The sequence below is a fragment of the Acidovorax lacteus genome (assembly GCF_039540375.1).
GTDB lineage: Bacteria > Pseudomonadota > Gammaproteobacteria > Burkholderiales > Burkholderiaceae_C > Acidovorax_G > Acidovorax_G lacteus.
Map to the genome: position 1 here is coordinate 114,381 of NZ_BAABEX010000030.1, position 14,491 is coordinate 128,871.

General features: G+C 68.1%; 12 protein-coding genes. 6 read left to right on the forward strand and 6 right to left on the reverse strand.

Annotated elements, in window-relative coordinates; translation table 11 throughout:
• Positions 1–6: 6 nt before the first annotated feature.
• On the reverse strand, positions 7–1,209 hold the full coding sequence (locus ABD866_RS15435; protein ID WP_425549600.1) for an efflux RND transporter periplasmic adaptor subunit: 1,203 nt from the start codon (positions 1,207–1,209) through the stop codon (positions 7–9).
• A gap of 364 nt (positions 1,210–1,573) precedes the next feature.
• On the opposite strand from ABD866_RS15435, the gene hpnC reads away from it, so the two are divergent.
• From hpnC to hpnE, 4 genes are all read left to right on the forward strand, one after another.
• Positions 1,574–2,452, forward strand: coding sequence for a squalene synthase HpnC (gene hpnC, locus ABD866_RS15440; RefSeq protein ID WP_345067162.1), 879 nt, complete (start codon positions 1,574–1,576; stop codon positions 2,450–2,452).
• A 430-nt stretch (positions 2,453–2,882) separates the two neighbouring features.
• Positions 2,883–4,286 carry an L-serine ammonia-lyase gene (locus tag ABD866_RS15445; protein ID WP_345067164.1) on the forward strand — a complete coding sequence of 468 codons (1,404 nt, stop codon included), beginning with the start codon at positions 2,883–2,885 and terminating at the stop codon, positions 4,284–4,286.
• 48 nt (positions 4,287–4,334) lie between these two features.
• Positions 4,335–5,177, forward strand: coding sequence for a presqualene diphosphate synthase HpnD (hpnD, locus tag ABD866_RS15450; RefSeq protein ID WP_345067167.1), 843 nt, complete (start codon positions 4,335–4,337; stop codon positions 5,175–5,177).
• Positions 5,178–5,179: 2 nt separating this feature from the next.
• Positions 5,180–6,526 carry a hydroxysqualene dehydroxylase HpnE gene (hpnE, locus tag ABD866_RS15455; RefSeq protein ID WP_345067171.1) on the forward strand — a complete coding sequence of 449 codons (1,347 nt, stop codon included), beginning with the start codon at positions 5,180–5,182 and terminating at the stop codon, positions 6,524–6,526.
• Positions 6,527–6,562: 36 nt separating this feature from the next.
• On the opposite strand, the gene ABD866_RS15460 is transcribed toward hpnE, so the two are convergent.
• From ABD866_RS15460 to ABD866_RS15475, 4 genes are all read right to left on the reverse strand, one after another.
• The gene (locus ABD866_RS15460) at positions 6,563–8,062 is read right to left on the reverse strand and encodes a M14 family metallopeptidase (RefSeq protein WP_345067173.1); all 1,500 of its coding nucleotides are present in this window, start codon (positions 8,060–8,062) and stop codon (positions 6,563–6,565) included.
• Between the two features lie 36 nt (positions 8,063–8,098).
• On the reverse strand, positions 8,099–8,311 hold the full coding sequence (locus tag ABD866_RS15465; protein ID WP_345067175.1) for a DUF2788 domain-containing protein: 213 nt from the start codon (positions 8,309–8,311) through the stop codon (positions 8,099–8,101).
• Positions 8,308–9,129: a DUF2189 domain-containing protein gene (locus tag ABD866_RS15470; protein WP_345067178.1), complete on the reverse strand. Its 822-nt coding sequence runs from the start codon at positions 9,127–9,129 to the stop codon at positions 8,308–8,310. Before ABD866_RS15470 ends, ABD866_RS15465 begins: the two co-directional genes overlap by 4 nt.
• A gap of 127 nt (positions 9,130–9,256) precedes the next feature.
• Complete coding sequence (locus tag ABD866_RS15475) at positions 9,257–9,988, reverse strand: HAD family hydrolase (protein WP_345067181.1); 732 nt, start codon at positions 9,986–9,988, stop codon at positions 9,257–9,259.
• A 60-nt stretch (positions 9,989–10,048) separates the two neighbouring features.
• Here ABD866_RS15475 and hemH point away from each other — a divergent pair, with 60 nt between their 5' ends.
• Together hemH and ABD866_RS15485 are read left to right on the forward strand one after the other, a co-directional pair.
• The gene (gene hemH / locus ABD866_RS15480; RefSeq protein ID WP_345067184.1) at positions 10,049–11,164 is read left to right on the forward strand and encodes a ferrochelatase; all 1,116 of its coding nucleotides are present in this window, start codon (positions 10,049–10,051) and stop codon (positions 11,162–11,164) included.
• Between the two features lie 130 nt (positions 11,165–11,294).
• Positions 11,295–13,772 (forward strand): Lon protease family protein, encoded by a 2,478-nt coding sequence (locus tag ABD866_RS15485; protein ID WP_345067187.1) that lies wholly within the window; start codon positions 11,295–11,297, stop codon positions 13,770–13,772.
• 7 nt (positions 13,773–13,779) lie between these two features.
• On the opposite strand, the gene ABD866_RS15490 is transcribed toward ABD866_RS15485, so the two are convergent.
• Positions 13,780–14,481 carry an SDR family NAD(P)-dependent oxidoreductase gene (locus ABD866_RS15490; protein WP_345067190.1) on the reverse strand — a complete coding sequence of 234 codons (702 nt, stop codon included), beginning with the start codon at positions 14,479–14,481 and terminating at the stop codon, positions 13,780–13,782.
• Positions 14,482–14,491: the final 10 nt, after the last annotated feature.

A 14,491-nucleotide genomic window follows, 5' to 3' on the forward strand; every position in this document is an offset into this window, starting at 1 on the left:
GCTGCCTCACTTCACAACGGCTGCAGACGCGCCCGACGCGGGCACAGCAGGCTGTACGGCCGTTTGCGCGGGCGCCGCTGTGGGCGCAGACGCATTGCGCGGCTGGTAGGGCACCACCTTCTGGCCGGGCGACAGCACATGCACGCCCGCCGCCACCACCTGCTGGCCGGGTTGCAAACCGGCTGCCACCACCGCCTCGTTGCCGTCGGCCGTGGCAATCTGCACCGGCTGCGAGCGCACCGTGCCGCTGGCAGCGTCGTACAACCACACCGCCGTGCCGCTGCCTTCCTGGCGCAGCGCTGTCGTGGGCAGCTTGATGGCCGCCAGCCCCGCATGGCTAAGTGCCTGCGGCACGACCGTGACAGTAGAGCCCAGCGCGGGCGACGCGCCCTCGATGGCCACCTTGACCTGGTAGGTGCGCGTGGCGGGGTCAGCGCTGGCCGCAACCTCACGCACGCGTCCGGTCTGCGTGTCCGTGGCGGTCCAGCCGCGCACGCGCACCTCTTGCCCTGCGGCCACCAGCGCGACCTTGTCCTCGGGCACGGCAAACACCACATCGCGTGGCCCATCCAGCGCCACCCGCACCACGGGAGCACCGGCCGCTACCACCTGACCGATTTCGGTATCAACTGCCGTGACGACACCTGCGCCATCGGCCACCAACCGGGTATAGCTGGTCTGGTTGCCCTGAGAGGCGAGCTGGGCGCGCGCCTGATCGAGCGTCGCCTGCGCCGCCTTGAGCGATGCCTCGCGCCGCTCCAGTTCGGCTCCGCTGATGAAGTTCTGCTCGCGCAGAGCCTGATAGCGCTTGAAGTCGGCCGCAGCCAGATCGCGCTGCGTGGTGGCCGATGCCACCTGCGCACGGGCCGCTTCCACGGCGAGTTGATAGTCCTGCGGATCCAGTTCGGCCAGCAACTGGCCCGGCTTCACGCGCTGGCCCACTTCAACATGCCGCTTCACCAGCTTGCCCGCCACGCGGAAGCCCAGGCGGGATTCGACGCGGGCACGCACCTCGCCAGCGTACTCCACCTGCGCCTGCAACGCCCCCACGCCCACGGTCATGAGCTTCACGGAACGCACTGGCTCTTCGGGTGGCGCGGGTCGGGAGCAGGCGCTCAGGGCAACCGCGGCAACCAAGGCCATGAAGGTGGCGGCCAGCGGCCTGCGGAGGGTGCCAGGCGCGGGCCGGCGAGGAGTCAACTGGTTCATGGGAAGTCCGGGGCGACGGAAGCACAAAGCCATTCAGCGTGGAGAGTGCGCACGCCTTGGGCGTGCGCACTCTCCCACTTTAATGACTGACTGGTTAGTAATCTAGGAGAAAGCGTTACAGCTTGTCAAGCAACGCAGCCTTTCCCCGTGCGAAACAATCGCAGGCCGCCGAAGCTCTTCGTGGACGGCTACGATGGCCGCAGCCCAGCGCCCTTGGCCGCGCGAAGGTGGGGCGGAGCCAACCCCCGCCGCATCCGGCCCCACGGGCAAGGCGACAATCGGACGGCGCTGTCGCGGCCCGAGCCCAGAGACACGGACAGAGCACGCGATCCCCCATTGCGCACACCTCGCCACTCGCCCACCTGTGAACACCCCTGCCGTCCCCACCACCGCTGCGGCGGTGACCCACTACGAAAACTTTCCGGTGGCCTCGTGGCTCTGCCCGCCCGCGCTGCGCCCGCCCATTGCGGCCATTTACGCGTTTGCCCGCACAGCGGACGACATTGCGGACGAAGGCGATGCGACACCGGCCGAGCGCCTGGCCGATCTGCAGGCCTACGCCACAGAACTGCATGCCGTCGTGGCAGGCGCCACGCCTGTGCCGCGGTGGGCCAGCGTATTCGGCCCACTGCAACACGCACTGCGCACGCACCAGTTGCCCGTACCGCTGCTGGCAGATCTGCTCAGCGCCTTTGTGCAGGACGTGGAAAAAACCCGCGACGCCACCGGCTACGCCGACCGTGCCGAATTGCTGGACTACTGCCGCCGCTCGGCCAACCCGGTGGGGCGGCTGCTGCTGCACCTCTATGGCGTGCAGGGCCCCAGCGCGCTGGCGCAGAGCGACGCCATCTGTACCGCCTTGCAGTTGGCCAACTTCTGGCAAGACCTGAGCGTGGACATTCCCCGCGGCCGCCACTACCTGCCTCGCAGCGACTGCAGCGCGCACCAGGCCCACCCCGCCGACCTGGCAGCCCGCCAATGCACACCCGAGAACGCCCGGCTGATCCTCGACCTCAGTGCCTGGGCGCGTCGCCTCATGCTGGAGGGCGCACCGCTGGTGCACCAGTTGCCTGGGCGTGCTGGATGGGAACTGCGCCTGGTGGTGCAGGGCGGACTGCGCATCCTCGACAAGGTGGACGCCCTGCGCGGGGCCAGTCTCACCACACGCCCCGTGATCGGCCTGGGGGACGCAGCGCTGATGCTCGGCCGCGCACTGGCCATGCGCCGCCAGCGCCGGGCGTAAGAAAGATTCATGGGCCGCAAGGCGGGCTGAAGCACGGCCTGCCGCGGCGCCTACCGCCAGCTTGGGGAATCACGCCAAATGGCCGTTTGTGCTTATTAATCAAGCACGAGCAGCTATCAATTTTATAGCAAATATGCTTGACTGCGAAGCCCCGTATGCCTGCGTCTGCGGGCCCGCGCAGCCCGCCCTCAGGGATAGCGCGGGTGCGCCCGGGCACGCGAGCCGCTAGCCTCGCGCGGCACGCCCCGCCAGCATCAGGCATGGCATCAGCAACAAGGCCCTCGGCGTCCTCAGCCCGCAGGCCCGGCACACAAGCGCACCGGCGCAACGCGCCCCCACCCGGGGCCGTGCCACGCGGCTGATGCCCGCCTGCGCCCTACCCGGGCAGCGGTTGTCCCACAGGCCCACCCGGCCCCTTTTGCACCGACCCATGACCGTCAGCGTTTTCGACCTCTTCAAGATCGGCATCGGCCCTTCGAGCTCCCACACGGTGGGCCCCATGATCGCGGCGCGGCACTTTGCCGGCCAGCTGGCCGCCAGCCCTGGCGGCCTCGCCAGCGTGCACGCCGTCACCGTAGAGCTATTCGGTTCGCTCTCGGCCACGGGCATCGGCCACGGCACCGACCGGGCTGTGCTGCTGGGCCTGTCGGGCCTGGAGCCGGACACGCTGGACCCGGACGCCATCGACCCCCTGCTGCGTGCCTTGCACTCTGGCGGGCAGCTGCAGTTACTCGGCACGCACGCCCTCCGCTTCGTGCCGCGTGAGCACCTGCTGTTTCGGCGCAAGACATTGCCCTTTCACCCCAACGGCCTGAGCTTCACCGCCACCGACACCGCAGGCCAGGTGCTGGCCAGCGCCACCTACTACTCGGTGGGCGGCGGCTTCGTGGTGGACGAACGTGGCGAGCGGGTGTTCTCGCGGCCGCAGCTGGCAGACCCGGCCACGGCTGGGCATGGCCTGGGACTGCCCTACCCGTTTCGCACCGGGGCCGAACTGCTGGAGCAGTGCCGCACCCACGGCCTGAGCGTGGCGCAGGTCATGGCCGCCAACGAAGCGCACTGGCTCGCCCCGGCCGAAGTGCGCCGCCGCCTGCTACAGGTGTGGGACACCATGGCCGCGGCCGTGCGCCGCGGCTGCGGCATCACCGGCGAGCTGCCCGGCCCGCTGCACGTGCGTCGCCGCGCGGCCGAACTGCACCACAAGCTGTCGAGCCAGCCCGAAGCCAGCCTGCGCGACCCGCTGTCCATGCTCGACTGGGTGAATCTGTACGCCATGGCCGTGAACGAGGAAAACGCCGCCGGCGGCCGCGTGGTGACCGCGCCCACCAACGGCGCTGCCGGGGTGGTACCCGCCGTGCTGCACTACTACGCGCGCTTTGTGCCGGGCGCGCACGACGATGGCATCGTGGACTTTTTGCTCACGGCCGGCGCGATTGGCCTGATCTACAAGGAAAACGCCTCGCTTTCGGGCGCCGAGGTGGGCTGCCAGGGCGAGGTGGGCGTGGCCTGCTCGATGGCGGCCGGCGCACTGGCCGCCGTGCTGGGCGGCACTCCGGCCCAGGTCGAAAACGCTGCCGAAATCGGCATGGAACACAACCTGGGCATGACCTGCGACCCTGTGGGCGGGCTGGTGCAGATCCCGTGCATCGAGCGCAACGCCATGGGCGCGATCAAAGCCATCAACGCCGCCCGCATGGCGCTGCGCGGCGACGGCACGCACGTGGTCTCGCTCGACAAGGTCATCAAAACCATGATGCAGACCGGCGCGGACATGAAGGTCAAGTACAAGGAAACCTCCCGCGGCGGCCTGGCCGTGAACGTCGTCGAGTGCTGAGGCCCGGGGGCGCCAGGGGCTGGCAAGCCCATGGGACAATCGCCGCCCATGACCCCTGAGCAGTATGTCCAGCAGAAAGCCGTTGCCTCGGGCAGCAGCTTTTATTACGCGTTCCTCTTCCTGCCCGCGCCACGGCGCGCGGCCATTACGGCGTTTTACGCCTTCTGCCGTGAAGTGGACGACGTGGTGGACGAAGTCTCGGACGCCGGGGTGGCCCACACCAAGCTCGCCTGGTGGAAGGCCGAAGTGGGCCGCTGCCTGGCAGGCCAGCCCACCCACCCGGTGACGCAGGCCCTGCTGCCGCACCTGCAAGCCTATGGCATCGAAGCCCGGCACCTGAACGCCGTGATCGACGGCTGCCAGATGGATCTGGAGCAGACGCGCTATCTCGACTTTCCTGGCCTTCAGCGCTACTGCCATCTGGTGGCCGGTGTGGTGGGCGAAGTGGCCGCACGCATCTTCGGCCAAACCGACGAGCGCACCACCGCCTACGCCCACACGCTGGGCCTGGCCTTCCAGCTCACCAACATCATTCGCGACGTGGGCGAAGACGCCATGCGGGGCCGCATTTACCTGCCTGTCAACGAACTGCAGCAGTTCGATGTGAAGGCGCACGAGATTCTCAAGCGCGAGTACTCGGAGCGGTTCACCGCACTCATGCGTTTTCAGGCCGAACGCGCGCACCGGCTGTACGACGAAGCGCTGCGCATGCTGCCCGACGCCGACCGCCGCGCACAAAAGCCCGGTCTGATGATGGCCAACATCTACCGCACACTGCTGCGCGAGATCGAGCACGAGAACTTCCAGGTGCTGCACCAGCGCATCCGTCTCACGCCGCTGCGCAAGTTCTGGCTGGCCTGGAAGGTGCAGGCCCTGGGCCGCATGTCCTGACGATGCACAGCGCTTCCAGCACCAGCGGCGCAACGGCGCCGCGCGTAGCCATCGTGGGCGGCGGATGGGCCGGCATGGCCGCGGCCATGCACTGGCACGGCCAGGGCGCGCAGATCACCGTGTACGAGGCGGCACGCACCCTCGGGGGCCGCGCCCGCAGCGTTCCGGCGCGGCTGCCCGACGGACGCGCCGTGATGCTCGACAACGGCCAGCACATCCTGGTCGGCGCCTACCGCGACTGCCTGGCCCTGATGCGCACCGTGGGCCTGGCGCCCGAGCGGCTGCTGCTGCGCATGCCGCTGGCGCTCCAGTACCCCGACCGCAGCGGCCTGCGCATGCCCGACCTGCCGCCCCCCTGGGACGCGCTCGCAGGCATTGCGCAGGCGCGCGGCTGGACGTGGGGCGAACGGCTGGCGCTGTTGCAGACCGCGGCGCGCTGGCGCCTGCAAGGCTTTTGCTGTGCGCCCGAGGTGACGGTGCGCCAGCTGTGCCAGCGCCTCCCGCGCCGCCTGATTGACGAATTCATCGACCCGCTGTGCGTGTCGGCCTTGAACACCCCCGCGGCCGAGGCGAGCGGCGCCGTGTTCCTGCGGGTGCTGCAGGACAGCCTGTTTGCAGGCCGCGGCGGCTCCCACCTGCTGCTGCCCCGCACCGATCTGGGTCGGCTCTGGCCTGAAGCAGCGGCCGATTGGCTGCGCGCCCGGGGCTGCAACGTGCATCTGGGCCGGCGCGTGCAAGGCCTGGCACAACGGCCCGCAGGCGGCTGGACCCTGCTGGGCGTCGAAGGCGAAACCGGCGCAGCCCCGCCCAGCTACGACACCGTGGTCATGGCCTGTCCGTCGTGGGAAACGTCGCGCCTCGTGGCCGGAGCCAGCGGGCTGGGCGCAGGCGATCTGCAAGCGGCTGCCCACTGGTGCGCCCGCGCGGACGCACTGCGCTTTGAGGCCATTACCACCGTGTATCTGTGGGAACCCGGCGTGCGTTTGCCGCTGCCCATGCTGTCCTTGCGGCACAGCACGCAGGAGCCCGCGCACTTTGCGTTTGACCGAGGCCAGCTCGACGGCCCGTCCGGGCTGATGGCCTTTGTCATCAGCGCCAGCAGCACCGACCGCGGCCTGCTGGAGACCCAGGTGTTGGCCCAGGCCCGGCGTGCGCTGGGCATGTTCGGCGTGAACCGCCCACAGGTCGTGCAGACCATTGTGGAAAAGCGCGCCACCTTTGCCTGCACACCCGCATTGGCACGCCCGCCCCGGCAGATACTGCCGGGCCTGACGGCCTGTGGCGACTATGTCGATGGCCCCTACCCGGCCACGCTGGAAGGCGCGGTGCGCTCTGCGCTGGCCCCCTGAGAGGCTCCTGATCGCCCCTCTGCCCTGACCGCCGCGCTAGCCCTGCGGAGACCGCAGGATGCGCCACACGGGCCACTCTTGGCCGGGCACAGGCTCACCCAACAGACCGTTGGAGACGATACCGTCGTCGCTGCCGGCTTCGCACAGGTACACGGCCACCGCCCCACGGGGCTGCTGGGTCTCCACCACGCACCACCCCTCTGGCAGCGCGCGGCGCCCCGGCATCCAGCGGGTATCCCAGTGGGTGCTGGCCTGCGATTCCAGAATGCCTGGACCGGGTTCGCTGACCATGCCCTGCATCAGCGGCACCTCGACCTCCAGGGGCGTGCCGCTTGCCATGCGCGTGAGTGTCAGTCCGTGTCCGCGCAGAAACCCGGCCAGCGCGCCGGGCACGGCATACGCCCAGGGCCGCGGCACCACCGCGGTAGGCACAAAATGCGCGTAGTGCGGCACGTCCACCTCAATAGGGTTTCCGTGCAGGGTGTAAGGCTCCCGGGTCAGCACACGGACACTGTGATCGGGATAGGGGTCGAGGCGATAACGCACCGCGACTTCGTCCGGCGGCATGCTGCACTCCGCCAGCAACGCCACGATCTCCTCCGCATGCTGTGCCACGTAGCGCAAAGCCTCACGCAGCACCGCGTATGTGACCGCGACCCGCTCGCGGAAGCTGATGTAGGCGTAGGCTTCCAGCAGCAAATCCAGGCGGTTGCCCAACCCACGGTAGTTGCAACCAAAACGGGGATGGTGCGTGTAGGTGATCCAGCCCTGGCCCTGGCCGCCCTCGTCCCGCACGAAGTTGCCGTACCAGAACAGATCCAGCCCGTCCCGCTGGCGAACCGCCTCCTGCACGGCCGGCATCATGCGCTCGCGCATGTAGGCCACGGGCTCGCGGCGGCCGCTGTGCTCGGTGTGCGGAATGTCGTAGGTCAGCGCATACCGGTGGATAGACCCGTTGGTCGCGTGGCAGTCGATGGTGAGGTGCGGGTTCCAGCGCAGGTACACCTGCTGCTGCAACAGACGCGATTCCGCGGCCTCCTGCCGGATGTAATCGCGGTTGAGATTGATCCCGGCCGCTGTGTTGCGCGTACCCACCAGGGCAGGTCCGTCCTGCCCAGACAGGCGGGACAGGTCGAGGGCGCGGTTCTCGGGGCTCAGTCGCTCGTTCCCGTCCGCATTGAACAAGGGCACCACCACCAGCGTGCAGTGGTCCAGCACATCGCCCTGCGCACCGCCCAGCAGGTCCCGCACCCACATGAGCGCGGCCTCTTTGCCTTCGACCTCCCCAGCATGGATGCCACAGATCACGAGCACGACCGGAATGCCCGACGCATGGGCCTGCTCAGGCGTGTGCAAGCCACGACCGGAGAGCACGAGCAAGGGAAGTGCACGGCCTTCGGGAGACGTACCAAAATACGCCACATGCAGCCGGGGGTCGTGCCGTGACTGAAGCTGGGACACGAAGTCCATCACATCCGCATGGCTGGATGTCTCGGTGTAGCCGCTGTGTTCGGCGCGGGTCAGGAGAGCGGTCATTTCAGCAGGGGGCGTGTCGTGTGCAGTCATCGCCGTTCAATGCTCCAGCACCCACTGGATGATGCCCTTGGCCACAAAACCCAGCATGCCGAAACCCAGGCCCAGAAATATCACAAACGCCCCGAAGCGTCCCGCTTTCGATTGCCACGCAAGCTGGCCGATGATGAAGAGCATGTAGAGCATGAATGCTCCCACGCCGTAGGTGAGGAAGAAGCTGGCAATCTCCGCCTCGGTAAAGCCAAAGATCACTGCGCACCCTCCGCTCCTTCTGGCTCGCGGGCAGGCAGACCGGACACATCGACCAGGTCGCGATAGGCGTGCCAGCTGGCATGTCCCAGCATGGGCATGATGGGAATCAGGCCCAGCAGCAGCGAGCCCAGGCCCAGCAACGTGAACCCGAGGATGAGCGCTGCCCAGATCGCCATGGGCAGTGGATTGGTCACCACCGCCTGCCAACTGGTGAGCACGGCCTGCAGCACCGTGGCGCGGCGGTCCAGCAGCAAGGGCATGGCCACCACGCTAGAGGCAAAAATCGGCGCGGCCAGCAGGCTGCCAAGCGCCATCCAGGCCTCAAACAGCCACCCCTCGCGCGCCAGCATCACATGCAGCACGAAGTCCATGGGCTTGAGCACAGGCTGGGGCGCAAACGCGATGATGAGCGCCGCCGAGGTCAGCACCCACCCCGTCGCGGCCAACGCCAGCAGCAAACCGAAGTGCACCAGGCACCAGTACTCGCGGCCGCGCGTGCCCTGCCAGCGCGTCCAGGTACGCCACACCACGGCGCTGTCGGCCGGCTCGCGCCTCTCGATCGCGCGGCTCAGCGCATAGAAGCTGGTCGCCAGCACCGGCGCCACCACCAGAAAGCCGGAAAGCGCTCCCGCCATGAGCCAGAAACGGTCGCGCCCCACCCACAGGATGGCTGCACCAAAGAGGGTGAGCGCCAGCCCATGGCCAAAGCTGATCCAGCCAGCGCGCGCCATGTCGCGCCAGGCCAGTGCCAGCCAGGCCAGCGGTTGCAGCAGGCCGATGCGGCGCACCGGCGGAACAAAGGGGGGTGGAGTGGGCATGGTCGGGCGTCGAAAGGACCGCCTGCGCCCCGCGGGCGCGCCGAAGGAGACAATCGCGGCCAGCCACGATTGTGCGCCATGAGCGCACCGCGCTGGTGCAGCACATCCGCCAGGAGGTTGACCGCCGTCAGAGCGCCGCGCGCAAGGCGTGCAAATCGGGCACCTCAAGGTGCGCGCGGAAGGCGTGCTCCCAGGCCGCCCCCTGCCGGTTCACCCAGGCGGCCTGCATGCCGGCCTGCAAGGCTCCCTGCACGTCCAGATGCGCGTCGTCGCCCACATGCAGCACCGCCGCACTGGGCACCCCAGCGTGCGCAGCGGCCGCGTGGAAGATCCGCGGATCGGGCTTGGGCACGCCGAACTCTCGGGCACTGACGCTGTGCCTGAAATACCGCCCCAGCCCAACACGAACCACATCCGCATTGCCATTGGAAAGTGCCACGATGGGATAACGGGCAGCCAGCGCGTCCAGCGCCTCCAGCACGTCATCAAACAGGTCCACGCGCTGGCGTTCGGCAAAAAACAGATCGAAGGCTGGCTCTGCCAGCGCCGGGTCGTCCCCGGACTCCTGCAGCGCCAGCCGGATCGACTCGCGGCGCAGGGCTGACAGGTCGTGCTGGAGATCTGGCCGCAGTGACACCATGCATTCACGCACGGCGCGCAACTGCCGGGCATCTCCCAGCCGAAGGGCGGTGGCAGGCGCATGTTGCTGCAGCCACGCATGCAGGATTGCCTCAGCGCGCGCAATGGTGGGCCATATCGGCCACAGGGTGTCGTCCAGGTCGAGGGTAATGGCACGCACCCGGGCTGGCTCCCAGTCGAGCGGGGCTAACACGGTGGGTGAAGGGGGCAAAGCATCCATGGTGCGGCTGAGAATACTCCAGCAGCCACGGGGCCAGCGGGCTTTTGCCACAATGGTCGGATGCGCTCTCCGTTTCACAGTGAACCTCCCTACGAGCATGGCCAGGCCGCACGCACTGCGGTTCTGCTGTGCAACCTCGGCACCCCCGATGAGCCCACGGCGCCAGCCCTGCGGCGCTACCTCGGGCAGTTTCTGGCCGACCACCGGGTGGTCGAGATCCCCCGGCTGATCTGGTGGCCGATCCTGCACGGCATCATCCTGCGCGTGCGTCCCGCCAAGTCGGCCGCCAAGTACGCAAGCATCTGGGGGCCAGATGGCTCGCCCCTGGCCCAATGGACGCGCAAACAGGGCTTGCTGCTGCAGGGCTGGCTGGGCGAAGCCGGGCACGCTGTCTGGGTGCGGCATGCCATGCGCTACGGCAACCCGTCGATCGCATCGCAACTCGACGCGCTCAAAGCCGAAGGTGCGACACGGATCCTGATCCTACCGCTGTACCCGCAGTATTCGGGCACCACCACCGCCAGCGTTTTCGATGCGGTGTACGCCTGGGCTTCGCGCACCCGCAATGTTCCGGAGCTGCGCTTCGTGAACCACTACCACGACCATCCGGGCTACATCGAAGCGCTGGCCCGTTCCGTGGAAGAACACTGGAAGGCGCATGGCCAGCCCGACCAACTGGTCATGAGTTTTCACGGTGTGCCTGAGCGCACACTGCACCTGGGCGACCCCTACCACTGCGAAAGCCACAAAACAGCGCGCTTGCTGGCCGAGCGACTGGGCCTGCGTCCGGACCGCTACCGGCTCACGTTCCAGTCCCGCTTTGGCAAGGCCAAGTGGCTGGAGCCCTACACCGAGCCGACCTTGATCGAAATGGGCCGCAAGGGCGTGCGCAGGGTCGACGTGGTGTGCCCCGGCTTCACAAGCGACTGCCTCGAGACCCTGGAAGAGATCAACCAGGAGGCGCGCGAGGCCTTCCTGCACGCCGGGGGCCAGGAATTCCACTACATCCCCTGCCTCAACGACCGCCCCGACTGGATCACGGCACTGAGCGCTGTGACCCAACAGCACCTATCCGGATGGCCCACCGCCGCGCCAGACAAGGCTGCTCTGGAGGCCGCGCGCGAGCATGCGCGCCAGGGCGGCGCCCCGGCTGGGCGCTGTCCCGTTGCACACTGATCCGGCACGGGACCCGCACCTGGTGCGCAACGGGCGCCGTCCTGGCGTTGCCAGGCCGTAACATGCGCCCTTCGGTCCTGCATGGAAGCGGGGCTCTTCACAAGGGCGTACGCGCCCGCATTGCTCTCCCATGGCCGCCTTTTCGATTCCTGCCGAGCAGCTGCGACTGCATATCGACCCCTCGTCGCTGGGCTTTGACAGCACCGAAGGCCTCCACCACGAGCCCCTGCCCTGGATAGGCCAGGAAAGAGCGCAGGCCGCCGCGAGCCTCGGGCTGTCTCTGCAACAGGCCGACTTCCACCTGTTCGTGCTCGGGGAATCCGGTAGCGGGCGCATGTCGCTCATGCTGCAGGCGATGCACGAGGCCGCAAGCAGACGCCCCGTACCACCCGACCTGCTCTATCTGCACCGCCCTGACCCCCCCCAGCAGCCCTGGGCTCTGCGCCTGCCCGCAGGCCAGGGCCGGCGCCTGCGCGATGGCATGGCGGCTCTGGCTGCGCAATGGCCCACACAGATCGCGCAGCAACTGGCCAGGCCGGAGCACCGGGCGCAGGCCGCAAGCATCCAGCAGCAGGCGAAAACCCGCGAAAGCACGGCGTTCGCCACGCTGGAAGCCTTCGCCCGCGAACAAGGCTTTCGCCTGTCTCGCGACGACGGCCAATTGGTCTTCACTCTGCTCGGAGCCGAGGGCAGCGGGGTGACTGCCGCCGAGGCCGATGCATGGCCTGCAGACAAGCGCAGCGCAGTCGAAGCGGCCGAGGGGGCGCTGCGGCGTGCCATCGACGACTTCATGCAGACCGTCCAGCCGGATGAACTTCGGCGCGACCAGGCGTTGGCGCAGCTGCGCCGTGACGCCGTGCAGCCGATGTTGCGCGCCGATCTGGATGCGCTGCGCACATCGCTGCATCCCGAACCCGTTCAAGCCGAACGCCTGCAGGTCTGGTGCAAGCAAGTGGAGGACGCTGTACTGAATGCGCTCAACCTGATAGCGCCCTTCCAGGATGCCGCACACACCGACGACGATGCGGAGCAGGAGCGCAAGGACCAGGCCACGCACCTGCTGGCCACCTTGCGCCCGCACCTGCTGGTGGACAACGCGCTGCTGACCCATGCCCCGGTGTGTGTTGAAGACCACCCCCAAGGCCGCAGCCTCTTCGGCTCGATCGAGACACTGCCGGATACCGACCCTCCACAAGCCGATCTCTCGTGCATCCACGCTGGCAGCCTGTTGCAGGCACACGGCGGTTTTCTGATGGTCCATCTGCGCGACGTGATGGCAGAAGAAGGCTTGTGGCCGAGGGTGCGACGCTTTCTCCGTTGCCAACGGCTGCAGCCGGGCGAGGCGGTGTCCAGTAGCAGTGGTACTTCCGCCGCATTGCAGCCCGAACCGATCGCCGTGGATGTAAAGCTGGTCCTCATCGGCTCGGTGGAGGAGTATTACGCCTTGCAGGATGCCGACCCCGATACGGCGCGCCGCCTGCGCATCAAGGTGGACTTCAACGACCGCTTTCTTGCCACACCACAGACGCGCCACGCGAGCGCAGTGCTTGTGGCGCGCCTGTGCCACGCGCAGGGCCTGCCTCCGTTCGCAGCCGGCGCAGTCGCCCGGGTGATTGAGCAGTCCCACCGCGACGCCGACGACCAGCGGCGCCAGTCGGCCCGGTTCGGACGCACAGAAGCGTTGGTCATCGAAGCCGCCAACCAAGCACAGCGCAGAGGAGTGACGCTGGTCCAGGCGTCCGATGTAGAGGCGGCCCTGGAGGCACAGCGGCTGCGCCACAACCTGCCCGAAGAGGAACTGCACGAGTCGGTGACCGAGGGCGAGCGGCTGATCACGCTCGACGGCGGCGAAATCGGGCAGATCAATGCGCTGACGCAGATCGACCTGGGAGACTACCGTTTCGGCTTTCCGGTGCGCATCACCGCGCGCACGTTTGCCGGGCTCGAAGGGTTGCTGAACATCGAGCGCGAAGTGGACATGTCAGGGCCCATCCACGACAAGGGCGTGCTCATTCTGCACAGCTATCTCACCTCGCTGTTCGGTCCCGTGGCACCGCTCGCGCTCAATGCCTCCATCGTGTTCGAGCAGGAGTACAGCGGTGTCGAGGGAGACTCGGCATCCTGCGCCGAGTTTTATGCGCTCATGTCCTGCCTGGCAGGGCTGCCCCTGTTGCAGGGCATCGCGGTGACCGGGGCGCTCAACCAGCACGGCGAAGTGTTGCCGGTGGGCGGGATCAACGAAAAGATCGAAGGCTGGTTCGAGACCTGCTCGCGTGCAGGCCTGACCGGCCGCCAGGGGGTGCTGATCCCGGCTCGCAACCGCCGGCATCTGATGCTGCACCCCCGGGTGGTGGAGGCCGTGCGGGCTGGCCGCTTCGTCGTGCATGCCATCGAGCATGTGAGCGACGGTGTGGCGTTGCTCACAGGACAGCCCTCCGGCATTCCGTATCGTCTGCCGAGCACGCCCGCCGACGCGGCAGTGGCCAGCCAGAGCGGTACGCAGGGCACCGCAGCCACGGTCTACCAACGGGCCGAGGCCACCTTGCGTGCCTATCGCCGGGCCTGCCAGGCAGCCTCTGAGCCCTGGCTGCGCCGCAACCGAAGCTGACGGCGGCTCACCAGGGCAGGCGCTGCCCGTCGTATGCCACGAAGCTGCCGCTATCGGCGGGCACCAGGCTGTCGACCACCGCCAGCATCTGCTGGGCCGCCAGCGCGGCCGGCCGGCCGATTTCGCCCCCGCGGAACGGCGCTGAAAGCGCCGAATCCACGGTGCCCGGGTGCAAAGCGACCAGCACCGTGTTCGGCTGCTGGCGCTGCAACTCGATGGCCGCGGTCTTGAGCACCATGTTGAGCGCCGCCTTGGAAGCCCGGTAGCTGTACCAGCCCCCCAAGCGGTTGTCGCCGATGCTGCCCACCTTGGCCGACAGCACGCCGAACACCGCACGCTCGCGCGCCAGCAGAGGTGCCAGGTGCGCGAGCAGCAAGGCCGGGCCGAAGGTGTTGACCCGGAATGTCTGCACCATCTGCGCCATGTGCAGCTGGCCCAGGCGCTTTTCCGGCAAGAACTGCGGTGTGTGCAGCAAGCCGGTGGCCACCAGCACCAGATGAAAAGGTCCGCGCGCGCGCAGCGCCTGCGCTGCACGCGCAACGGAACCCTCGTCCTCAAGATCCAGCGGCGGCTCGCTCTGGCGGTGAATGGCGGTCACGCCCCCACAGTGCGAAACCCCTTGCAGCTGGGCAACAAAGGCCTCTCCGATCGCACCGCGAGCCCCCACGACCAGCGCACGAAAGCCATCCGGAAACGAAGACAACACCATCGGCCAAGTT

Bases quoted from the DNA above. Each gene is read 5' to 3' on its own strand.
- ABD866_RS15435 (WP_425549600.1), bottom strand. From the start codon at position 1,209: ATGAACCAGTTGACTCCTCGCCGGCCCGCGCCTGGCACCCTCCGCAGG.
- ABD866_RS15445 (WP_345067164.1), top strand. From the start codon at position 2,883: ATGACCGTCAGCGTTTTCGACCTCTTCAAGATCGGCATCGGCCCTTCG.
- hpnD (WP_345067167.1), top strand. From the start codon at position 4,335: ATGACCCCTGAGCAGTATGTCCAGCAGAAAGCCGTTGCCTCGGGCAGC.
- hpnE (WP_345067171.1), top strand. From the start codon at position 5,180: ATGCACAGCGCTTCCAGCACCAGCGGCGCAACGGCGCCGCGCGTAGCC.
- ABD866_RS15460 (WP_345067173.1), bottom strand. From the start codon at position 8,062: ATGACCGCTCTCCTGACCCGCGCCGAACACAGCGGCTACACCGAGACA.
- ABD866_RS15470 (WP_345067178.1), bottom strand. From the start codon at position 9,129: ATGCCCACTCCACCCCCCTTTGTTCCGCCGGTGCGCCGCATCGGCCTG.
- ABD866_RS15475 (WP_345067181.1), bottom strand. From the start codon at position 9,988: ATGGATGCTTTGCCCCCTTCACCCACCGTGTTAGCCCCGCTCGACTGG.
- hemH (WP_345067184.1), top strand. From the start codon at position 10,049: ATGCGCTCTCCGTTTCACAGTGAACCTCCCTACGAGCATGGCCAGGCC.
- ABD866_RS15485 (WP_345067187.1), top strand. From the start codon at position 11,295: ATGGCCGCCTTTTCGATTCCTGCCGAGCAGCTGCGACTGCATATCGAC.
- ABD866_RS15490 (WP_345067190.1), bottom strand. From the start codon at position 14,481: ATGGTGTTGTCTTCGTTTCCGGATGGCTTTCGTGCGCTGGTCGTGGGG.